Origin of the sequence: Steroidobacter gossypii, assembly GCF_016801985.1 — a bacterium.
Lineage (GTDB): Bacteria > Pseudomonadota > Gammaproteobacteria > Steroidobacterales > Steroidobacteraceae > Steroidobacter > Steroidobacter gossypii.
In genome coordinates this window covers 883,536-905,961 of the sequence record NZ_JAEVLS010000002.1, presented here as the reverse complement: position 1 = coordinate 905,961, position 22,426 = coordinate 883,536, and the positions used below count along the sequence as shown (strand labels likewise).

The 22,426-nt window shown below is 63.5% G+C and carries 19 protein-coding genes and 1 pseudogene; 9 read left to right on the top strand and 11 right to left on the bottom strand.

Annotated features, from left to right (window positions below):
- Positions 1-3: 3 nt before the first annotated feature.
- From JM946_RS11170 to gyrA, 3 genes are read right to left on the bottom strand one after another with little or no spacing between them, the layout of a single operon-like run.
- A complete protein-coding gene (locus JM946_RS11170; protein ID WP_203167364.1) occupies positions 4-1,170 on the bottom strand; it encodes a phosphoglycerate dehydrogenase in 1,167 nt (388 codons plus the stop codon).
- Between the two features lie 46 nt (positions 1,171-1,216).
- Complete coding sequence (gene serC, locus JM946_RS11165) at positions 1,217-2,296, bottom strand: 3-phosphoserine/phosphohydroxythreonine transaminase (protein WP_203167363.1); 1,080 nt, start codon at positions 2,294-2,296, stop codon at positions 1,217-1,219.
- A gap of 35 nt (positions 2,297-2,331) precedes the next feature.
- Positions 2,332-4,986, bottom strand: coding sequence for a DNA gyrase subunit A (gene gyrA / locus JM946_RS11160; protein WP_203167362.1), 2,655 nt, complete (start codon positions 4,984-4,986; stop codon positions 2,332-2,334).
- 79 nt (positions 4,987-5,065) lie between these two features.
- Here gyrA and JM946_RS11155 point away from each other — a divergent pair, with 79 nt between their 5' ends.
- The 5 genes from JM946_RS11155 (at position 5,066) to JM946_RS11135 (ending at position 10,105) form a co-directional block, all read left to right on the top strand.
- Complete coding sequence (locus JM946_RS11155) at positions 5,066-6,352, top strand: amidohydrolase family protein (protein WP_203167361.1); 1,287 nt, start codon at positions 5,066-5,068, stop codon at positions 6,350-6,352.
- 83 nt (positions 6,353-6,435) lie between these two features.
- Positions 6,436-7,146, top strand: coding sequence for a bifunctional 2-polyprenyl-6-hydroxyphenol methylase/3-demethylubiquinol 3-O-methyltransferase UbiG (gene ubiG, locus JM946_RS11150; RefSeq protein WP_203167360.1), 711 nt, complete (start codon positions 6,436-6,438; stop codon positions 7,144-7,146).
- 25 nt (positions 7,147-7,171) lie between these two features.
- Positions 7,172-8,467 carry a DNA recombination protein RmuC gene (locus tag JM946_RS11145; protein WP_203167359.1) on the top strand — a complete coding sequence of 432 codons (1,296 nt, stop codon included), beginning with the start codon at positions 7,172-7,174 and terminating at the stop codon, positions 8,465-8,467.
- 5 nt (positions 8,468-8,472) lie between these two features.
- Entirely contained in the window at positions 8,473-9,306 is an 834-nt protein-coding gene (locus tag JM946_RS11140) for a squalene/phytoene synthase family protein (protein WP_203167358.1), read from the top strand.
- Between the two features lie 49 nt (positions 9,307-9,355).
- A complete protein-coding gene (locus JM946_RS11135) occupies positions 9,356-10,105 on the top strand; it encodes a YciK family oxidoreductase (protein ID WP_203167357.1) in 750 nt (249 codons plus the stop codon).
- A 9-nt stretch (positions 10,106-10,114) separates the two neighbouring features.
- Here JM946_RS11135 and JM946_RS11130 read toward each other — a convergent pair whose 3' ends face one another.
- Complete coding sequence (locus tag JM946_RS11130; protein WP_203167356.1) at positions 10,115-10,387, bottom strand: hypothetical protein; 273 nt, start codon at positions 10,385-10,387, stop codon at positions 10,115-10,117.
- Positions 10,388-10,549: 162 nt separating this feature from the next.
- Between JM946_RS11130 and JM946_RS11125 the strand changes: the two genes are divergently transcribed.
- A complete protein-coding gene (locus JM946_RS11125; protein ID WP_203167355.1) occupies positions 10,550-10,969 on the top strand; it encodes a VOC family protein in 420 nt (139 codons plus the stop codon).
- Between the two features lie 50 nt (positions 10,970-11,019).
- Here JM946_RS11125 and JM946_RS11120 read toward each other — a convergent pair whose 3' ends face one another.
- The 5 genes and pseudogenes from JM946_RS11120 to JM946_RS11100 form a co-directional block, all read right to left on the bottom strand.
- Entirely contained in the window at positions 11,020-11,874 is an 855-nt protein-coding gene (locus JM946_RS11120) for a S4 domain-containing protein (RefSeq protein ID WP_203167354.1), read from the bottom strand.
- Positions 11,875-11,913: 39 nt separating this feature from the next.
- Positions 11,914-12,978: an SMC-Scp complex subunit ScpB gene (scpB, locus tag JM946_RS11115; RefSeq protein WP_203167353.1), complete on the bottom strand. Its 1,065-nt coding sequence runs from the start codon at positions 12,976-12,978 to the stop codon at positions 11,914-11,916.
- Positions 12,979-14,693: 1,715 nt separating this feature from the next.
- Positions 14,694-15,467 (bottom strand): annotated as a pseudogene (locus JM946_RS31595) (segregation and condensation protein A); the annotation flags it as partial.
- Positions 15,468-15,562: 95 nt separating this feature from the next.
- Positions 15,563-16,780, bottom strand: a complete 1,218-nt coding sequence (locus JM946_RS11105) for a tryptophan--tRNA ligase (protein WP_203167352.1) — start codon at positions 16,778-16,780, stop codon at positions 15,563-15,565.
- 140 nt (positions 16,781-16,920) lie between these two features.
- Complete coding sequence (locus JM946_RS11100; RefSeq protein WP_203167351.1) at positions 16,921-17,544, bottom strand: L-threonylcarbamoyladenylate synthase; 624 nt, start codon at positions 17,542-17,544, stop codon at positions 16,921-16,923.
- Positions 17,545-17,610: 66 nt separating this feature from the next.
- On the opposite strand from JM946_RS11100, the gene JM946_RS11095 reads away from it, so the two are divergent.
- The 3 genes from JM946_RS11095 to JM946_RS11085 are packed head-to-tail and all read left to right on the top strand — an operon-like array spanning position 17,611 to position 19,334.
- Positions 17,611-18,189: a septation protein A gene (locus JM946_RS11095; protein WP_203167350.1), complete on the top strand. Its 579-nt coding sequence runs from the start codon at positions 17,611-17,613 to the stop codon at positions 18,187-18,189.
- Positions 18,186-18,467, top strand: coding sequence for a BolA family protein (locus JM946_RS11090; protein WP_203167349.1), 282 nt, complete (start codon positions 18,186-18,188; stop codon positions 18,465-18,467). Before JM946_RS11095 ends, JM946_RS11090 begins: the two co-directional genes overlap by 4 nt.
- Before the next feature lie 48 nt (positions 18,468-18,515).
- Positions 18,516-19,334 carry a peptidylprolyl isomerase gene (locus tag JM946_RS11085; RefSeq protein WP_203167348.1) on the top strand — a complete coding sequence of 273 codons (819 nt, stop codon included), beginning with the start codon at positions 18,516-18,518 and terminating at the stop codon, positions 19,332-19,334.
- A gap of 86 nt (positions 19,335-19,420) precedes the next feature.
- Here JM946_RS11085 and ligA read toward each other — a convergent pair whose 3' ends face one another.
- The gene (ligA, locus tag JM946_RS11080; RefSeq protein ID WP_203167347.1) at positions 19,421-21,439 is read right to left on the bottom strand and encodes an NAD-dependent DNA ligase LigA; all 2,019 of its coding nucleotides are present in this window, start codon (positions 21,437-21,439) and stop codon (positions 19,421-19,423) included.
- Between the two features lie 6 nt (positions 21,440-21,445).
- On the bottom strand, positions 21,446-22,423 hold the full coding sequence (locus JM946_RS11075; RefSeq protein ID WP_203167346.1) for a cell division protein ZipA: 978 nt from the start codon (positions 22,421-22,423) through the stop codon (positions 21,446-21,448).
- Positions 22,424-22,426: the final 3 nt, after the last annotated feature.

The window sequence follows — 22,426 nt, the reverse complement described above, 5'->3', positions numbered from 1 at the left end:
CGGCTACAGAGCGCGTACGTTCAGTACACCCTCGATCTTGCGGATCTGTTCCAGGACCGGAGTCGCCACGCTGCCATCGACATCGATCAGGGTATAGGCCAGGCCGCCGCGCGACTTGTTCAGCAGGTCGGCGATGTTGAGGCTGGCCTGGGCCAGCGCCGTGGAAATCTGGCCGACCATGTTGGGCACGTTTTCATTCGCGATGGACAGCCGCGTCGCATTCGGCGTCCGGGGCAGCACCGCTTCGGGGAAATTGACCGAATGGCGGATGTTGCCGTTCTCGAGGAAGTCCTTGAGCGTGTCGGCGACCATGATGGCGCAGTTCTCCTCGGCCTCGCCGGTCGAGGCGCCCAGGTGCGGCAGCGCCACGACCTTCGGATGGTTCTTCAGCAGACGGGTCGGGAAGTCGCAAATGTAGGCGCCGAGCTTGCCAGCCTCGAGCGCCTCCAGAATGGCGCTCTCGTCCACGATGCCGGCGCGCGAGAAGTTCAGCACCACGCCCTTCTCTTTCAGCAACCGAAGTCGGGCGGCGCTCACGAAGCCGCGCGTTCCTTCCAGCAACGGCACGTGCACCGTCACCATGTCGCAGCGTGAGAACAGATCGTCCAGCGACAGTGCCTGCTCGACGCCCGAGGACAACTGCCACGCACGCTGCACAGTGATCTGAGGATCGAAGCCGAGCACACGCATGCCGAGCAGATGTGCCGCATTCGCGACTTCAACACCCACCGCGCCGAGCCCGATGACGCCCAGGGTTCGGCCCGGCAATTCGTAGCCGACGAATTTTTTCTTGCCCTGCTCGACCGCGACGTCGATCTCTTCGTCCGAACCTGTCAGTTGGCGCGCGTAATCCCATGCCTGACAGATATTGCGGGCGGCAAGAAACAAACCGGCGATGACCAGTTCCTTCACGGCATTGGCGTTCGCGCCCGGCGCGTTGAACACCGGCACGCCGAGCTCGGACAGGCGAGCGACGGGAATGTTGTTGGTGCCGGCCCCGGCCCGGCCGACGGCAATGACACTGGAGGGAATATCGATCGAGTGCATGTCCGCCGAGCGGACCAGCACCGCGTCCGGATCGCTCAGCGCCGAGGCGACCTCGTAACGATCTCGCGGCAGACGCTCGAGGCCGCGCACCGAGATATTGTTCAGCGTAAGGACTCGAAACATCGACGACAGCTCCCCTCAACTTCAGTCGGCGGGGCTGACGCCCCGCTCACGCATGCTTACGCTCGAACTCCTTCATGAAGCTCACCAGCGCTTCGACGCCCGCCAGCGGCATGGCGTTATAGATACTGGCCCGCATGCCGCCCACCGAGCGGTGACCTTCCAACGTCACCAGCCCTGCGTCCTTCGCTTCGGCGGTGAAGGTCTTGTCCAGCTCCGGTCGCGCCAGCGTGAACGGAATATTCATCCACGAGCGCGCATCCTTCGCCACCGGGTTCTTGTAGAACGACGAGTTGTCGATGGTCGAGTACAGCAGCTCGGCCTTGCGACGATTGATCTCGCCCATGGCTTTGACACCGCCCTGCCGCTTCAACCACTGGAACACCAGGCCCGCCATATACCACGCGTAGGTCGGCGGCGTGTTCAGCATCGAGCCTTCTTTGGCCATGGCGGCATAGTCCATGAACGCGGGAGTGCCCGGCCGTGCGTGACCGAGCAGGTCTTCTCGCACTATGACCAGGGTGAGGCCGGCGGGACCGACATTTTTCTGCGCGCCGCCGTAGATGAGCCCGAACTTGGAAACATCGATGGGCCGCGACAGCAGGGTCGAGGACATATCGGCAACCAGCGGCGTGCCGCTCTTGAGCTCGGGCACGAAATGGAATTCCACGCCGCCGATGGTCTCGTTGGGCGTGTAGTGCAGATATGCCGCGTTGTCGCTGACCTGCCAGCCCGACAGCGCGGGAATCGAGGTGTACGGCTCGCCGGCGTCGGCGGCCACATTCACCTTGGCGTAATGTTTGGCTTCGCCGATGGCCTTCTTCGACCAGGCGCCCGTGTTCACGTAGTCCACGACATCGCCGGGTTTGGAAAGATTCATCGGCACCGCCGCGAACTGACCAAACGCGCCGCCTTGCAGGAACAGCACTTTGTAGTTCTTCGGCACCGACAGCAGCTCGCGCAGATCCGCCTCGGCGGTTTCCGCGATGGAAATGAACGCCTTGCCACGATGGCTCATTTCCATGACCGACATGCCGGTGCCGCGCCAGTCGAGCATTTCCTCGCGGGCCTGCTCGAGCACTTCCTGAGGCAACACCGCCGGGCCAGGAGAGAAATTGAACACTCTCATATTGAAGTGACTACTGACTAATGACTAATGACCGGTCAGAGAGCCTCAGGCGCGTCGCCGCCGTCGTCGCCCTCGCCACCTTCGCTCGCCCCACCTTCGGCGCCCTCGCCAGCCTCGCCGGCGGCGCCATCGGAAACGATGCGCTCCAGGCCCACCAGACGATCGCCTTCATCGAGGCGAATCAGGCGCACGCCTTGCGTGTTACGACCCTGCACGGAGATTTCGCCGACCTGGGTGCGCACCAGCGTGCCGCCGGAGCTGATCAGCATGATCTCGTCTTCCGGCCTCACCAGCAGCGCGCCCACCATCCGACCATTTCGCTCGCTGATTTGCAATGCGATCACGCCCTGGCCGCCGCGGCCGTGCACCGGGAAGTCCTCGATGGCGGTGCGCTTGCCATAGCCGTTTTCGGACGCGGTGAGCACCATGCCCTGCTCGTCGACGATGATGAGCGAGATGACCTCTTCCTTGGTGGGCACCACCCCCTCGGTGGGAGCTGGCGGTTCCGGCAAGCGAATGCCGCGCACGCCGGCCGCGGTGCGGCCCATCGGACGCACATCGTTCTCGTCGAAGCGGATGGCCTTGCCGCTGCTCGAGCACAGGATGATCTGTTTGGTGCCGTCGGTGATGTCGACGCCCACCAGCCGATCGCCCTGTTCCAGTTCGATGGCGATGATGCCGGCCTGGCGCGGCCGCGAGAACGCTTCCAGTGAGGTCTTCTTCACCGTGCCCGCCGCGGTCACCATGAATACGAACTTGTTCGGCTCGAATTCGTGGATGGGCAGCACGGCGTTGATACGCTCGCCTTCCTGCAGCGGCAGCAGATTCACGATCGGCTTGCCGCGTGAGCCTCGGCTCGCCTGCGGCAGCTGGTACACCTTCAGCCAATACATCTTGCCGGTGCTGGAGAAGCACAACAGCGTGTCGTGGGTGTTGGCGATGAACAGCTTGTCGACGAAGTCCTCGTCCTTCATCGCAGTGGCCGCCTTACCGCGACCGCCGCGCCGCTGGGCGCGATATTCGGTGACGGGCTGCGCCTTCGCGTAGCCACCGTGCGACAACGTGACCACCACGTCCTGCTGTTCGATCAGATCTTCGAGCGTCAGATCCGAATGATCGGCATTGATCTCGGTACGACGCGGATCGGCGTACTTGGTCTTGATCTCTTCCAGCTCGGTGCGGATCACCTGCAGCAGGCGCTCGGGGCGCGCGAGGATGTCGCTGAGGTCCTTGATCAGCTCCAGCAGCTCGGCGAACTCGGCAATGATCTTGTCCTGCTCGAGGCCGGTGAGCCGATGCAGCCGCATGTCCAGGATGGCTTGCGCCTGAGCGTCGGATAGACGATAGCCGCCCTCGACCAGGCCGAACTCGGCCGACAGTCCATCGACGCGCGAATTCACGCCGCCAGCGCGTTCCAACATTGACGGCACCGCACCCGACGTCCACAACCGGCCCATCAACGCGGTCTTGGCTTCGGCCGCATTCGGCGAGGCCTTGATGAGCGCGATGATCTCGTCGATGTTGGCCAGCGCCACCGCGAGGCCTTCCAAGATGTGCGCCCGCTCGCGCGCCTTGCGCAGATCGAAAATGGTCCGGCGAGTGACCACTTCGCGCCGATGCCGCACGAAGGCCTCGAGCATCTCCTTCAGGTTGAACAGCTTGGGCTGACCATCCTGCAAGGCCACCATGTTCATGCCGAACACCGTTTCCATCGGCGTGTGCTTGAACAGCTTGTTGAGCACGATGTCGGCGACCTCGCCGCGCTTCAACTCGATGACCACGCGCATGCCGTCCTTATCGGACTCGTCTCGCAGGCCGTCAGAAGCGATGCCGTCGATGATCTTCTCGCGCACCAGCTCGGCGATGCGCTCGAGCAGCCGCGCCTTGTTCACCTGGTACGGCAGCTCGGTGATGATGATGGCCTGCCGGCCTTTGTCGTCTTCTTCGATCTCGGTGCGGGCGCGCACATACACGCGGCCGCGGCCAGTCAGATAAGCCTGGGCGATTTCGGCCGAGCCGTTGATGATGCCCGCGGTCGGAAAATCCGGGCCCGGAATGAGCTGCATCAGCGCGGCGATCGAGACGTTCGGATCGTCGATGAGTGCGATACAGGCGCTGATCACTTCGCCCAGGTTGTGCGGCGGAATGTTGGTGGCCATGCCGACCGCGATGCCGGCCGAGCCGTTCACCAGCAGATTCGGCACGCGCGTCGGCAGCACGACCGGTTCTTTTTCCTTGCCGTCGTAGTTGTCGACGAAATCCACCGTCTCGCGGTCGATGTCGGCGAGCAGCTCGCTCGCCAGTGCGGTCATGCGGCACTCGGTGTATCGGTACGCCGCCGGCGGATCGCCGTCCACCGAGCCGAAGTTGCCCTGGCCGTCGACCAGCTGGTAGCGCATCGAGAAGTTCTGCGCCATGCGCACCAGCGCGTCGTAGGCCGACGAGTCGCCGTGCGGGTGATATTTACCGAGCACGTCACCGACCACGCGCGCGCACTTCACATACGGGCGGGAGTAGACGTTATTGCTCTCATGCATCGCGAACAGGATGCGACGATGGACCGGCTTCAAGCCGTCGCGCACGTCGGGCAGAGCGCGCCCGACGATGACGCTCATCGCATAGTCGAGATACGACTGACGCATCTCGTCTTCTAGGTTGACGTGCAGAATTTCGCGCGCGATTTCAGCCATGCGGAGCTCGACGAAGGAAGTGCCGAATCTTATCACATTACGCATCCAAAACAGGGCGCTCCGTTATACTTCCGGCCGCATGGAACCTATCGACACGCTGCTCACGGCCCGCTGGATCATTCCGATCGAACCGGCGGGCTCGGTGCTGGAAGCACATTCGCTGGCGATTCATCAGGGACGCATCGTCGCGCTGCTGCCCACCGCCGAGGCAAAACAGCGTTTTTCGCCGCGGGAAGAGATCGAACGGCCAGCGCACGCGCTGCTGCCGGGCTTCGTGAACGCGCATACCCATGCCGCCAGCAGCCTGTTGCACGGGGCCGTCGGCACCAGCTCCTTCGAGCACTGGACGCATGCCCTGCGACAGCTGCAGCAGCGCTGGGTCGATGCTGAATACGTCCGCGACGGCACCGAGCTTGCGATTGCCGCGGCGTTGTCGAGCGGCACGACATGTTTTGCCGACCAGCACCTGTTTCCCGAAGTCGTCGCGCAGACCGCCGCCGACGCACGCATGCGCGTCTGCGTTGGCCTGCCCGTACAGGATGCGCCTTCGGTGTGGGCCGGCTCGGCCAGCGAATGCCTGGCCAAGGGGCTGCAGTTGCGGGATGAGTATCGCGACGATCCGTTGATCACGACCGCGCTGGCACCCGTGGAGCCGGCGCTACTCAGCGACGAAACGCTGGAGCGCGTGCGGCGTCTGGCCGACGAGCTGGAATTGCCCATCTGCATGCACGTGAACGAAAGCCGCGGCAGCGCGCCTTCGCTCGAGCGGCTGGAGCAACTCGGGTTGCTCTCGCCGCTGCTCGCCGCCGTTCACATGGTCAAGCTCGACTCGGCGGATGTGGAGCGCGTCGCCGCCGCGGGCGCGAGCGTCGTGCATTGCCCGCAATCCAACCTCAAGCTCGGCAGCGGCTTGTGCCCCGTTCCGTTGTTCAAGGATCGCGGCGTCAACGTCGCGCTCGGCAGCGGCGGAGTGAGCAACAACGATCTGCTCGCCGAACTGCGCAGCGCTGCGCTGATCGCCAACAGCATGTTCCCGAACGCCACGCCGGTCGATGCTCACGAGTGGCTGCAAACAGCGACGCTCAACGGCGCCCGCGCTCTGGGTCTGGCCGAGTCGATCGGTTCGCTGACGCCTGGCAAGTGGGCCGACCTCTGTTGCATCGGCCTCGCCCACCCCAATACCCAGCCGACTTATGATCCGGCCGCGCAAATTGTGTTTGCCGCGTCGCGCGAGCAAATCAGTGACGTGTGGGTCGCCGGCCGCATGCTGATGCGCGATCGCGAGCTGACGCATCTGGACACGATCGCGGTGCTGAATCGCGCCGAGCTTTGGCGCGCGCGTATCGCCGCACAGGCGATCCAATAGACCAGATGCCGCACAGGCGATCCGATAGACCAGATGCCGCACAGGCGCTCCGATAAACCAGGTGCGGCCGGAATGGACAAATCATGAACGCAACCGCCTCCAATCACGACCCCGCGGAAATCGCCCGCTTCGATGACATCGCGCAGCGCTGGTGGGATCCACGCGGCGAGTTTCGTCCGCTGCACGAACTGAATCCGGTCCGCCTCGACTACATCGACGAAGGCGCATCCTTGCGCGGCAAGCGCGTGCTCGACGTCGGCTGCGGCGGCGGCATTCTCAGCGAAGCGATGGCCAGGCGTGGGGCCGATGTCACTGGCATCGATCTCGCGCCCCAAACTATCGAGGTCGCCGAGCTGCATGCGCTCGAAAGTCAGGTCACCATTCGTTACATGCGCGAGTCGGCCGAGACTCACGCGTCTCATTCGCCTGGCGCTTACGATGTGGTGACCTGCATGGAGATGCTGGAGCACGTGCCGGAACCGGCCAGCGTGTTGCAAGCCTTGCATGATCTGGTGCGCCCGGGCGGCGACATTTTCGTCTCCACGTTGAATCGCAATCTGAAGGCTTATCTGCTGGCGGTCGTCGGCGCGGAATATGTGCTCAATCTCCTGCCTCGCGGCACGCACAGCTACGAGCGTTTCATCAAGCCATCCGAGCTGAGCCGTTGGGCGCGCGCAGCGCAGCTGTCGGTCATCGACGTTGCCGGCCTGTCCTACGATCCCTTCTCACACCTTGCACGTCGCAGCAGCGACGTGAGCGTGAATTACATGATGCACCTGAAGCGAGACTCCTGAGTTGGTTGGCCCTGAATCAAACAGCATGGCGATTTGGTTGATTGGATCGGTCGCGCTCGTGGTCGGCGTGGCCTTTGGCGCGCTCATCGCCAGTCTGCGTAGCCGCCAGCGCGCGCAATCGCTGCACGTCGAGCTCGCAGTGCTGAAAGCGCAGATCAAGGGCGAAGAGCAGCTGGAGCGTGAGCGGCACGCCGCGCTCGAACGCTCGATGGAGCGGCTCAAGTCGTCGTTCGACAGCATCGCCAATCAGTCGCTGCACTCGAACAGCGAATTGTTCCTGAAGCTTGCGCGGGAGCATTTGACCCAGCATCAGCAGTATGCTGTCTCCGCGTTGACCGAGCGCGAGAAAGCGATCGAGTCCATGCTCGCGCCGATCCGTGAGGCGCTCGGCAAGACCGAACAACAGATCCTGCGGATCGAAAAGGAGCGGGCCGAAACCTTCGGCAGCCTGAAGTCGTCGCTCGAGTCGGTGGCGCTCGGTCAGCAGGCATTACAGAAAGAAACGCGGACGCTGGTGAACGCGCTGCGTCGGCCGGAAGTGCGGGGCCAGTGGGGCGAGATGACGCTGCGCCGGCTCGCCGAGCTGGCCGGCATGGTTGAGCACTGCGACTTCAAGGAACAAGTGCACGTGCGTGTCGGGGACAGCAACCTGCGCCCCGACATGATCGTGCACATGCCCGACGGGCGTGACCTGGTGGTCGATGTGAAGACGCCGCTCGATGCGTATCTCGAAGCGGTGGACGCGGCGACCGACGAGCAGCGCGCGATGGCCATGCGCCGGCACGCCAACGCCATCGCCGAACGCGTCAAACAACTCGGCGCCAAGAGCTACTGGGCGCAGTTCGAGCGCAGCCCGGACTTTGTGATTCTGTTCATCCCGGGCGATCAGTTCCTGTCCGCGGCGCTGGCCGAACAACCCAACCTGCTCGAAGACGCCATTCGCCAGGATGTGATCATCGCGACGCCTTCGAGCTTCGTCGCGCTGCTCAAGGCCGTGGCCTACGGCTGGCGCCAGATGGCGCTGGCGCAAAACGCCGAGACCATTCGCACGCTGGCCGAAGACTTGTACAAGCGCCTGGCCGTGTTCACCACGCATCTGGGCAAGCTCGGTCGCAACCTGGGCAATAGCGTCGATCATTTCAACGCGGCCATCGGTTCGCTGGAACGTCAGGTGCTGCCCGGCGCGCGCAAGTTCACCGAGTTGGGGGTCCGTCCCGATCGCGAGATGGAGACATTGGAGCCCATCGACAAGCTGGTGCGCGAGCCTGCGGAGAACGGCGAACGCAAGCTGACCGGCACCAGCGATGCGGGCCCCAATTGAACCCCATGAGCGCCATCGACAACGAACTGGTCAATCGCACCGCCCCGCCGGGCTCGATGCGTTATTTCTCCCTGCTGTACTCGCCGGAGGAACGACGCGAGGTCGTGCTCGCGTTGTATGTGATCGACGCCGAGATCCGTGAGTCGGCCAAGAGCGCCAGTCACGATGTCGCCCACACGAGGCTCACATGGTGGCGCGCCGAGACGGATCGGCTGATCAATGGCAATCCCCAACATCCCGCCACTCGCTTGCTGCACGAACGTGCGTCAGGCGATCGCGCCGTGTTCGCCAAGCTTCACGAAATGCTCGCCGCGGCGGACATGGACCTGGCCCGAATGACGTTCACGAATCAGCAGGAGTTGCGAGCGTATTGCTCGCGCAGCGGTGGCGCGATTCAAGAGCTCATCGCTTCCCAGCTGGTGGCCCCGGGCGCTCTGGATGAAGCGGTCCGCGCCGCGGCCAACAAACTTGGCGTCGGCATTCGAATGACAGAAGTGGTGCGCGATCTGCGCCAGGACGCTTACGACGGCAATGTTTATTTGCCACTCGATTTACTCGACAAGCACGAGCTCAAGACCGAGCATCTACGAGCCCGCGAGGTCGATTCGAAGTTGAAAGACGCTCTGCGCGTCGTTCGCGAAACGGCCATCGCCGAGCTCGCCCTTCCCTCGCGCGGCTCACAGACCGAGCATCTGCGCCCCGTGTTTGTACTCGCTGCCCTACATCGCAAGCTGCTCGACCGCATCGCCGCCCGCAACTACGATGTCGCGACCGAGCGCATCGAGCTCGGCCCGCTGCAAAAGCCCTGGACGGCGTGGCTCGCGGCGCGCAAAGCGTAGAACACCGGGCATAAAACACTGAGCATAAGGCACTGGAATTCAATCCCTCATGACCGACCCCCGCAGTTATCGACCTTCCAAGGACGCGCTCAAAGATCGCGTCATCCTCATCACCGGCGCGAGCGACGGCATCGGTAAAGCGGTGGCTATCGCCGCCGCGGCTCACGGCGCGCAGGTCGTGCTGCACGGTCGCAATGTTCGCAAACTGGAAGGCGTGTACGACACCATCGTCGCGTCCGGCGGCCCACGTCCTTCCATCCTGCCGCTGGATTTCGAGAAGGCGGGGCCGGAGGAATATGAAAAGCTGGTCGCCGCGCTCGATCAGGAGTTCGGTCGACTCGATGGCCTGCTCCACAATGCCTCCATGCTCGGCGAGCGCGCGCCCATCGAACATCACGACGTCGCCAAGTGGATGCGGACCATGCACGTCAATGTGAATGCGCCTTTCATTCTCACGCGCAGCTGTCTGCCGTTGCTCAAGCGCTCGCCCGATCCTGTGATTTTGTTTACTTCGAGCGGCGTGGTGTCCAATCCCCGCGCGTTCTGGGGTTCCTATCTGGTGTCCAAGTGGGCGAGCGACGGACTCATGCACATGCTCGCGCAGGAGCTGGAGAATCAGCCGGCAATGCGCGTCAACAGCATCAACCCGGGTGGCGTCAAAACCAACATGCGTCTGCAGGCCTACCCGGCCGAAGACCGCAGCAAGCTGCCAGAGCCCGAGGCCATCACCGCTGCCTATCTGTTCCTGCTCGGCCCGGACAGCCGCGGCGTGCAGGGCCAGACGATCAACGCCCAATAACGTCCAACGCTACTTCTCGCCGAACTCCCTGTCGTGCACCGGCGCATCGGGACGCTGTCGATCCAGCGACTCCCGATAGCGCACACAGCCCCGCAGGAACTTCGGCCAAGGCGGCACGGCGATCTGCGGATCGATGGGTTCGGGCAGCAGCCCCCACAGCTGCGGGTGGTGCCAGCACAACTCGTGAGCGCTGCTGTCGCGATGCTCGCGAATGCCGGCCCGCAGTTTCTTGACCTCGGCCAGCAGTTGCTCCCGGCTCATGGCTTCCAAGTCCTCGTCCATCGCACTCTCCTGTGTTCCCACCACGGCGCATCATGGCAACGCCCGTCGCCCCGAGCCAGTTCGCAAGATTTTTCGACGAGGCGTTGTCGGGTAGGCCGGGCTTGCCGCGTCCTTGCTACGGACCCTGCTGATTTCGCACCACTACACGGTCGAGGACCCACAATGAGCGCAGCACAGAACGAAACCACCTATCCCAATCCCGCGGTCAAAGGCGGCCTGGTCGCTTATCTTTGCGTGGACGGCGCCAGCAAGGCGGCGGATTTCTACATCAAAGCCTTCGGGGCCGAGGAAGCGTTCCGCTACCCCGTCGATGAGCAGGGCCGCACCATGCATGTCCACCTGTATGTGAACGGCTCGTCGCTGATGCTGAGCGACGGTTACCCGGAACACGGCTGCCCGGCCGAGAAGCCGCAAGGCTTCAACCTGACGCTACAGGTGAAGGATATCGACAAGTGGTGGCAGCGAGCCGTCGACGCCGGCGCAGAAGTCGTGTTGCCGCTGCAGGATATGTTCTGGGGCGCGCGCTACGGTCAGCTGAAGGATCCGTTCGGCGTGATGTGGTCGATGAACGAGCCGAAATAGTTCTCTTCCGGTCGAAAGCGGCCGAGGCTCTTTCGACGCGGCGTCGGGACTTACCGCCGTTTCGGCTTTTTGCGCCGATCCGGCGGTGGCCGGCGGCGCGTTTGCTGCTGACGGCCCGCTTCGGTCTTGGGCTTCTGCGGCGGCGCTGGCATGGCGAGCTCGACGCTCGCATACAACTCCGCCACGTCATCTTCCGATAGCTCGCGATGCTTGCCGCGGGGCAGATCTCGCGGCAGCTCGAAATCGCCGAACTTCACTTGAATGACGCGGCTCACTTTCAAGCCGCGACTGTCGAACAAAGCGCGAACCGCCGCACGACGATGTGCGCGATGCGACTCGACGCGGAACCAGCGATTCGTGCCCTCACCGCCCGCGGGCTCGATCTTTTCGAACTCGATCGTTTCGTTGTCGTATTGAACGACGCGAGGAATGGATTCCACGTCGTAGTCGGGTGTGGGCACCAGCACACGGGCGACGTAGGCCGACGGCGTCGTTTCGGCCCGCCGGCGCAAGGCGTCGGCCAATCTTCCATCGCTCGTCAGTAACAACAATCCGCTGTCCCCTGCCTGCATGGTGTTCACCACCAGCCAGCGCGAGCCGCGCAACGACGGCAGCGATTCCATCACGGACTTGGCCGCCACCTCGCCGCTTTCATCTTCCGCGGTCGGGGTAATCGGCTGGCCTTGCGGCTTGTGATACAGGATGACCTTCGGGGCGGCGAAAACTTGCAGCCGCGCGCTCACATCCTTGCCGTCGATGCTGACGCGATCGCCCGGGTTATAACGATCCCCCGGCTGCGCCGGCTGATTGTTCAGCTTGACGCGACCTTCCAGCATCCACTTCTCGATCTCGCGCCGCGAGCCGAGGCCGTGCTGGGCCAAAAGTTTGTGAAGGCGTTCGGACATGATGCGGGCGCCGCGGCTGAGGCTCGCGGCGCCGTGGTGTTATTGGCTTTCGCTCGGCGGCTCTTCGATACGGGTGCGGTCGTTCTGTTCGTCATCGTCGGACGCCACCATGGGGGGCGAGGCGTCGGAGTCTTCGTCGCCGTCGTCCGCGTCGGCGGAGAGTTCGTTCTCGTCGTCGGCGTCGTCGATGTTGCCGTCGTCGTCATCGTCATCGGAGTCCTCCGATGAGTCATCGGCGTCGGCGGACAGCTCGGTCTGTTGATCGATCTCCTCATCCGCATCGTCCGAATCATCGTCATCGCTGTCGTGGTCGGCCGCTTCGGCGCTGCCTTCAGCTTCGGCGAGGATCTGCTCTTCAGACTCGGACGCGAGCTCCGCTTCGGCGTCGCCCGACACCTCCCCCGATTCGCTCGATTCGGTGGACTCGCTCGCGTCGGTCGATTCGCCTTCGGCGCTGGCGACTGTTTCCTCCGTCGCGGCAGCTTCGGCGCCTGCCGCGCTTTCAGCGGTTGCACCTTCGCCGCCTTCCGCGGCCGGGGCCTGGTCGGCAGGCAGCTCGAGCTGCACGCCGATGGTTTCCACATCCTTCAGCTCGGCCAGCGTCGGCAGCTGATCCAGGCTCTTCAATCCGAAATAATCCAGGAAGTCACGCGTGGTGCCGAGCAATTCCGGGCGGCCCGGAACTTCGCGATGGCCGACGGTGCGAATCCAGCCGCGCTCCTGCAGGGTGCGCATGATGGTCGAGCTGATCGATACGCCGCGGATTTCTTCGATCTCGCTGCGGGTGATCGGCTGGCGGTAGGCGATGAGCGCCAATGTTTCCAACAGCGCACGCGAGTACTTGGCCGGACGCTCCGACCACAGGCGCGAGACCACCTCGGCGGCACGCGGCCGCACCTGGATGCGCCAGCCACTCGCCACTTCGACCAGTTCGATGCCACGCGGCTCGTAGTCGACCATGAGCATGCCGATCGCGGTCTGCAACATCTCGGGCGTGGGTCGCTCGCGTTCCTCGAACAGGTCCAGCAGTTGCTGCGTGGTGACCGGTTTGCCGGCCGCCAGCAGCGTCGCTTCGATGATGTGCTTGAGATCTTGTTCGTTCATCTCGATGGTTCCGCGTCCGAATTGTCGGCCTCGCTGGAGGACCCGGTCACTGTGTCGTCGTCGACGGACAGCTCGCCGTCCTGCTCTGGTGTGAGCTCGGCCGACTGCTCGCTCAACTCAGCTGCATCGCTCGTCGCCGATTGCGCTTCGTCGTCGATCACGACATTGGTCATCTCCACCGCCGCCGCCCCCTCTACCGCGACTTCAATCGTCTCCAACGGCTGCGCATCCTCAGCCGAGATTTCGATAGGCTGCTCGGGCTGCGCATGCTCGGCCGAGGTTTCGATTGGCTGCTCGGGCTGCGCATGCTCGGCCGCGATTTCGATTGGCTGCTCGGGCTGCGCATCCTCGGCCCAGGTTTCGATTTGCTGCTCGGGGTGCGCATCCTCGGCCACTACGTCGGTCGCAGGTAAGTCGTCAGATGCGACGTCCACGTCGGCGATCTCTGCCATCTCGCCTTCGGCCACCAACGTATCGACCGGCTGCTCTGTCTCCAGCGTCGCGCGCGAGGCGCTTTCCTCGTTCGCCACTGGCTCGGGCACGACGTGCTCTTCGATCACGTGTTCGTGAACGACATGTTCCTCGACCTCGTGCTCCTCGACCTCATGCTCCTCGATCACATGCTCTTCGACGACGTGCGTCTCAGCCGCTTCCGTCGCCGCGCTCGCTTCAACATCCGCGTCCGCTTCGGCCACATCGTCCACAACTGCGTTGTCGACCACTGCTTCAGCGCCGGCGAGATCGTCGCCAGCCTCATCAGCTTCGACGACCTCGTCGGCAACGGCATCCGTAGCCTCATCCGCTACAACGACCTCGTCGGCAACGGCATCCGTAGCCTCATTCGCTACGACCTCGTCGGCAACAGCATCCGTAGCCTCATCCGCTACGACGACCTCATCGGCAACAGCATCCGTAGCCTCATCCGCTACGACGACCTCGTCGGCAGCGGCATCCGTAGCCTCATTCGCTACGATGGCTTCGACGGCGGCTGCATCACCAGGAACCTCTTCGACGACGTCAGTGGCGGCATCATCACCAGTCTCGGCCGCATCGATGGCAGCGGAGACTTCGTCGACTGCGGGGTCGGCAGCAATTTCCTCGGCGTCAACGAGAACTGCGCTTGCTGGCGCGGTCTCGGCTAACGCTTCGGCATCGACCACATGCTCGGGAACGGCGTGTTCCTCGACCGTGTGTTGCTCGACGACATGCCCCGTAGCGACGTGCTCTTCGACGATGCCCGAACCGGGGGCTTCGGCAGCCTCGAAGTTCACCTCTTCGTCCGCGACAGCTCCAGCGATCGCGATAGTTTCATCGGCCGCGGTAGCCGCATCAGCCGCGACAGCGTCATCGATGACCGCTTCAGCCTCACGGGCCGGCGCTTCGATCACCGCGCTCTCTTCGATCTCAGCCGCTTCTTCCGTGGCGATCGTATCGACCGCAGTCTCGGTCGACGCAAGTGCCTCCGACACAGCAGCTTCAACAAACCCGGCATCGGCAATGGCCGCGTCCGACTCGACGCTGTCGACCGCAATCGACGACGCCGCAGCGACGTCGGCGACGGCCGCCTGAACCGCCATGGCGGCTTCATCGGCGACCGGCTCGTCGTCGAGCTCGTCGGGAATATCGTTCTCGCCCGCAAGCTCAGGCTGCGACAAAGCCGCAACGTTTTCAGCGTCGGCTTGTTCGGCGGCGGCGCCGCCCTGGACCACCTTCAGGTGCCGCTGAGCGGTGCGCACGTGAATCGGCGCATAAGCCTCAGCTTGCACGATTTCGATCAGGCCTTCCTTCATCAACTCCAGAATGGCGATGAACGTCACAGTGACGCCCATGCGTCCTTCTTCGATCTTGAACAGTTGCGTGAACTCGAAAAACGCAACCGTCTGCAATCGCGAAAGAATCTCGGACATGCGCTCACGCTGCGACAAGCGCTCGCGAGAGATGTGGTGATGCGCGAACTTCTCCGCCCGCGACAGCACATCGCGGAACGCATCGAGCATCTCCTTCAGCGTCACATCGGGGGGACGAACGACGACCTTGCGCTCCTCGAGCTCCGCCGACGCCGGCATCGTGTCTCGCTCCAGGCGAGCCAGACGATCGATGTCTTCAGCCGCTTTCTTGAAGCGCTCGTACTCCTGCAGGCGCCGCACCAGCTCGGCGCGCGGATCTTCCTCTTCCTGACCTTCCGCTACCGGCGGCCGTGGCAGCAGCATGCGCGACTTGATCTCCGCGAGCATCGCAGCCATCAGCAGATACTCGCCAGCGAGCTCCAGCTGCATCTCCGCCATCACCTCGATGTACTGCATGTACTGACGAGTGATCTCGGCGATCGGAATGTTCAGGATGTCGAGGTTCTGCTTGCGGATCAGATACAGCAGCAGATCGAGCGGACCTTCGAACGCGGTCAGGAACACCTGCAGCGCATCCGGCGGGATATACAAATCCCGCGGCAGCTGCGTCATCGGCTCGCCTTCGACGACGGCGAACGGCATCTCGCTCTGCTGCGGCGGCAGCTCGATGCTCAGGTCCTCGTCCTGCAGCTGCGAGCCGGTGTCTTCCACCAGCTTCAGTTCGGGCTTGGACTTGCTCACCGGTAGTTCATCCCCATCGCCTGGTGCACCTCATCGAGCGTCTGGCGCGCGACATCTCGCGCCTTCTCGTTGCCCTCGGCGATGATGCCGCGGACCAGGTCGCGATTCTCTTCGAATTCCTTGGCGCGCGCGCGGATGGTGGTGATCTCGCTCACCACCGCATCGATCACCGGCTTCTTGCAATCCAGACAACCGATGCCAGCGCTGCGGCAGCCTTGCGCCGCCCACGCCTGCGTGTCGCTGCTCGAATAAATCTTGTGCAGATCGAACACCGGACACTTGTCCGGATCGCCCGGGTCGGTGCGCCGCTGGCGCGCCGGGTCGGTCATCATGCCGCGCAGTTTCTTCGCGACCGCATCAGGATCCTCGCGCAAGCCGATGGTGTTGCCGTAAGACTTGGACATCTTGCGGCCGTCGAGGCCCGGCACTTTCGGCGTCGCCGTCAGCAACACGTCGGGCTCGACCAGATAACTGCGGCCGGTGCCTTCGAGATAACCGATCAAGCGCTCGCGATCGGCGAGCGTCAGACGCGCGGTTCCCTCCAGCAGCGAGTGTGCTTTCGCAATGGCTTCCTGATCGCCTTTCTCTTGATAAAGACGCCGCAACTCGTTGTAGCGAGTGCTGTTGCGATTGCCCAAAGCTTTGAGTGCTTTCTCAACTTTGGCCTCGAAGTCAGGCTCGCGGCCGTAGATGTGGTTGAAGCGGCGCGCCACCTCGCGAGTGATTTCGACGTGCGCGATCTGATCCTCGCCCACCGGCACGAACGCGGCCTTGTACAGCAGGATGTCGGCGGCCTGCAGCAACGGATAGCCGAGGAAGCCATAGGTCGCGAGGTCTTTGTCCTTGAGCTGCTCCTGCTGATCCTTGTAGGTCGGCACACGTTCCAGCCAGCCCAGCGGCGTCACCATCGACAACAACAAGTGCAGCTCCGAGTGCTCGGGCACTCGCGACTGAATGAACATGGTCGCCGACGCCGGATTGAGCCCCGCCGCCAGCCAGTCGATCAGCACGTCGGTGACGTTGCTTTCCAACTTCGAGGTGTCTTCGTAACCCGTGGTCAGCGCATGGATATCGGCGATGAAAAAGTAGCACTCGTACTGGTACTGCAGCTCCACCCAGTTCTTGAGCGCGCCGTGATAGTTGCCGAGATGCAGGGCGCCCGTCGGTCGCATGCCGGACAGGACGCGTCGGTTGGTAGCAGGAGTGGCGCTCAATGCTTGGCCTCAGGCCCGATAAAACAAGGCGTTAGCGGGTATTGTTGATACGAAGAATCAGCAGCTTGCAAAGCTGGGCGCATTATACGCAGCTTGACAGCCAAGCTTGATAGCCCGCGTAAGACCCGCCGCGAGGTTGTTCACTCGAAGGCGCTCACATCGCCCTTGCCCCGTCGCACGAGCACCGGCGCGGGCCCCGCCAGATCGATGACGCTGCTCGGCTCCAAGCCGCAGTTGCCGCTGTCGATCACGGCGTCCACGAAGTGGTACAGCCGCTCCTGGATCTCGCGCCCGTCCGTCATCGGGTGCTCATCTCCGGGCAGGATCAGGGTCGAACTCATGATGGGCTCACCCAGCTCATCGAGAATGGCCATCGGCACGGCATGGTCGGGCACGCGAATGCCGATGGTCTTGCGCCGCTCGTTCTGCAGTCGTCGCGGCGTCTCCTTGGTGGCCTGCAGGATGAAGGTGTATGGCCCCGGCGTGAACGCCTTGAGAGTGCGGTACTGCGTGTTGCTCACGCGGGCGTAATTGGAGATCTCGGACAGATCGCTGCAGACCAGCGTGAAGTGGTGGTGCTTGTCGGTCTGACGGATGCGGGAGATGCGCTCCATCGCGGCCTTGTCGCCAATGTGACAGCCCAGCGCGTAGCACGAGTCGGTCGGGTAAACGACCACCCCGCCCTCGCGAATGATCTCGACCGCCTGGCGAATCAGGCGGAGCTGCGGATCCTGCGGGTGAATCTCCAGATAGCGGCTGGTCATCCCGGTATGATAGCGGGCCTGTCAACTCCGCCGGGGTCTTCGGTCCGGCAAGGTCTGCGCCGTAGCATGCAGTTGTTGTTCGATTTCTTTCCGGTCATCGCGTTCTATCTCACCTATCAGGTCACCCGCGACATGTTCGTGGCCACCGGGGTGATCATCGTCGCGGTGATAGCGCAGACGGCCTGGCAATGGTTCCGTCACCGCAAGGTCAGCAAGATGGCGTTGACCTCGGGCGCGCTGGTATTGGTGTTTGGCGGCCTGACCCTGCTGATCCACGACAAGGCGTTCATCCAGTGGAAGGTCTCGGTGGTCAACTGGCTGTTCGCGGCGGCGTTCCTCGCCAGCCGCTTCTTCGGCGACAAGGTGCTGATCGAGCGCATCATGGGCCCGAACTTTCAGCTGGAACGGCCGGTGTGGCTCACGCTCAACTGGATCTGGATCGTGTTTTTCACCGCGCTCGGCGTCATCAACCTGTACGTCGCCTATAACTTCTCCGAGGCGTTCTGGGTGTCGTTCAAGCTCTACGGCATGCTCGGGCTGACGGCGGCATTTGCCATCGGCCAGGCGTTCTGGCTGTCATCCAAGCTGCCGGCCGAGGACGCGGCGGACCCGGACAAGTCGCAGATGCCGGGGAAGCCGCAATGAGCGCCGTTCCCTCGCGCGCCGAGCGCATCGTCAGCGAGCTGCGCCAGGCATTGCACACCGACCAGGTCGAGCTGATCGACGACAGTCATTTGCACGCGGGCCATGCAGGCGCACGCGACGGTAGAGGGCACTTCCGTGTTCGCGTGGTGTCGCAGGACTTTGCCGGTCTGCGCACTCTGCAGCGCCATCAGCTGGTGTATCGCTCGCTGGGCGAGCTGATGCAGACCGACATCCACGCTTTGAGCATCACCGCGCTGACACCGGACGAAGCGCGCTGACGAATGCTCCTATTCCCGGGTCTTACTCCCTACTTTTCAAGGAACGCCATGAACCGCCATCTTCTCGTCGGCCTGCTGCTGCCTCTCACGCTGCTGGCCGGCTGCGGCAAAGCCGCCGACACCGCCCAGCAACCCGCCGCCAAGGGACCGGAGGTGGCGGTCGTCAACGGCAAGCCGATCAGCAAGTCCGAATTCGATCTGTACGTCGAGAACGTCGAGCGTCAGTCCAAGCGGCAGGTCGCCGAGGCCGAGAAATCGCAGCTGCTGGATCAGTTCATCAGCATGCGGCTCGCTGCTGAAGTGGCGCAGCAGGAAGGCGTCGACAAGGACCAGAAGGTGCAGGATCAGCTGGCGCTGGCGCGCTTGAACGTGCTGGTCGATTCGGGCCTGCAGAAATGGCTGGAAAACAATCCGGTCACCGACGAAGAGCTGCGTCCGGAGTACGACGCGCAAGTGTCACAGATGCCCCGTGAGTATCACGCGCGGCACATCCTGGTCGACGATCAGGCCAAGGCCGAGGCGCTCACCAAGCAACTCAAAGCCGGCGGCGATTTCGCCAAGCTGGCGGAAAAGAACTCCAAAGATCCTTCCGGTAAGAACGGGGGCGACCTTGGCTGGTTCACGCTCGAGAGCATGGTCAAGCCGTTCTCCGACGCCGTGGCGGCACTGCAGCCTGGGCAGATGACGGAACAGCCTGTGCAGAGCCAGTACGGGTGGCACGTCATCAAACTCGAAGAGTCGCGCGCGACGGAAGCGCCTCCGTTTGAGGAAGTGAAGGATCGCGTGAAGATGCTGGTTCAGCGCAAGAAGCTGCAGACTTATCTCGAGGAGCTTCGCAAGAACGCTCAGATCGAGAAGAAGATCTAAGAGTTCTTGCGTCGGCTCGCGCGGCGGCTGTCGGGGGGAGGACCTCCCCCGACAGGGGCTAGGGGCGTGGGTCTTCTGGCGGGAAATTACTGCTCGCCCAGCAGCTTCAGAAACGCAGCCTCATCGAGAATCTCGATTCCCAACTCCTGCGCCTTGGTCAACTTCGACCCCGCCTCCGCGCCGGCAACGACATAGTGCGTCTTCTTCGACACACTGCCTGTCACCTTCCCTCCGAGCGCCGTGATGCGATCACCCGCCTGATCGCGACTCATGCTCTCCAACGTGCCGGTCAAAACGAACGTTTTCCCCGTGAGCGGCCCTTCGGCCGCAGCGGCGCGGCGAGTCTGGGCCGGCCAATGAACGCCCGCGTCACGCAAGGCTTGAATCACTTCTCGATTGTGCGGCTGTTGGAAAAACATATGCACGTGCGCCGCGACCACCGGCCCGACGTCGGGCACTTCCTGGATCGCAGCCTCGTCAGCCTCCTGCAGCGCCTCCACCGACGCGAAATGACTGGCGAGCGCCGTGGCGGTCGCCTCACCGACATCTCGAATGCCAAGCGCGTACAGGAAGCGAGCGAGCGTGGTCTTCTTGCTCTTCTGCAAAGCCGACACCAGATTCCTGGCCGACTTTTCCCCGAGCCGTTCCAGATTGGAAAATTGCTCCACGGTGAGCTTGTAAAGATCCGCCGGGCTGCGAACCAGTTTGCTTTCGATCAACTGATCGACGATCTTCTCACCCAGCCCATCGATATCCATGGCGCGGCGACCCGCGAAGTGCAGCAGCGCGCCCTTGAGCTGAGCGGCGCAAGACAAGCTGCCGCTGCAGCGGGCGACGGCCTCGCCCTCCTCGCGCTCCACCGCTGAACCGCAGATGGGGCAGTTCTTGGGCAGCGTGACCGGCCGGGCATTTTTCGGTCGACGCTCCAGCACCACTTTGACGACTTCGGGAATCACATCGCCGGCGCGACGGATCACGACGGTGTCGCCGATGTGAACATCTTTGCGCTGCACTTCATCCATGTTGTGAAGCGTGGCGTTACTCACCGTCACGCCGCCGACGAACACCGGCTCGAGCCGAGCCACCGGCGTCAGCGCGCCTGTGCGCCCCACTTGAAACTCCACATCACGAACGATGGTGTTCTCCTCATGCGCCGGAAACTTGTGCGCGATAGCCCAGCGCGGCGCGCGTGAGACAAAGCCAAGCTCGCGCTGCTGATTGAAACGATTGACCTTGTAGACAACGCCGTCGATCTCATATTTGAGCGAAGCGCGCTTCTCGCCGATATCTCGGTAATACGCGAGGCAACCTTCGGCGCCCTGCACGACCTTGGTCAGCGGCGACACCTTCAGGCCCCATTCGCGGAAATGTTCGAGCACTTCGCTGTGCTTGGCCGGCAGCTTCCAATCGCCGTGCTCGCCCACAGCGTAAAAGAAAGCATCGAGCGGGCGATTGGCGGCCAATCGCGGATCGAGCTGGCGAATGGTGCCGGCCGCGGCGTTGCGCGGATTCACGAACACCTTCTCGCCCTTCTCCAGCGCGCGCTGATTCATCGCCTTGAAGCCAGCGAGCGTCATGAACACTTCGCCGCGCACATCGAGCACATCCGGCGCCTTGCCACGCAACTGCGTCGGCACCGCCTTGATGGTGCGCACGTTGTGAGTCACGTCCTCGCCCTTCATGCCATCGCCACGGGTCGCGGCGCGCACCAGGCGACCATTCTCATAGCGAAAGCTCACGGCAAGCCCGTCGAGCTTGGGCTCGGCGACATATTCGATCTGCTGCGACGTCTCGAGCCGCTCACGCACGCGACGATCGAAAGCAATCAGATCTTCTTCGGTGAACGCGTTGTCGAGCGACAGCATCGGCGTGGTGTGCGCCACTTCCTGCAGCTCGCTCACCGGTGTGGCGCCGACACGCTGCGTCGGCGAGTCCGGCGTGATCAGGTCGGGGTTGTCGGCCTCGATCTGCTTGAGCTCGTTCAACAGGCGGTCGTACTCGGCGTCGGAGACTTCCGGATCGTCGAGCACGTAATAACGATAGTTGTGATGCTCCAGCTGGCGGCGCAGATCCGCTGCGCGCGCCGCAGGCGAAGGCTTGGTCACGCCCGATTACTCCTGAAGACTGCGTGCGCCCGGCGGTCGCTCGAAGTCACGAACTTCCTGCCGCATGCGTTCGATACGGTGCACCGTCAGCGGCACGCCGCGATCGTCCTGGAGCACACCGCCGAGGGACTGATGCAAGCGACGCGCGCACGCCACCATCTCGTTGAGCGCATGCATGCCCGGGACCGGCCCCGGCAATTGCGCGAACAAAGTGATGCCCGGATACAGCGTCTCGCCCATCTTCTCCAGATCGAAGCTGCCGGGCTCGACCATGCTGGCAATGCTGAACAGGCTTTGGCCGTCGCTGTGCAGGCGATGAAAGATTTCGTACTTGCCGTGAGTGAGCAGCTCTTCCTGCAACACTTCCAGCAGCTTTGCGCCTTCCACCCGCTGCGGTGCCAGGCTCAGGCGCAGCGACAGAATCTTGCGGACGCTGGAGCGCCGCGGCGGCGGTGATTCGCTCGAGGACAATGTCGGCGCCGGCGTGATCACCGTGCTCGGCGTCTCTCCTGTCGCCGGTTCCACTCGCAGCTCTTCCGTCACGATGTCGGCGCCGATGGTGGGCTCGAGGCGGCCGCGACGGAAGTCCGGCAAGGGTCGCGGCGCCTCGCCGCTGGTGTTCGCCGGCGGCACGATCTCTTTGTAGGCCGGCTCTTTGTAGATCGGACGGGGCGCCTCAGCACGTGCAAGGCGGGCCTCAGTGCGCGGGCTGACCGGACGCACCGCCGTGACTTCGAAGTCAGCCGCGCGTTCCAGAGCGCGCGCCGCTGGCGCAGGCGGCTCCTCTTCCTCATACGAGTGTGCAGCGGGCGATTCATACGAAGGCGGTTCCGCAAACCCCTGCGGCTGCAACGCCGGGTCGGCGCGCCCGCCACGCAGCGCCACGTCCTCGGCGACGGCAGCCGTGCCCCGTCGCCCCCACAGGTAAATGCCTGCGAGCAGGACGATGCCGAACCCGATCAGAATCCAACGCAACTCATTCATGAA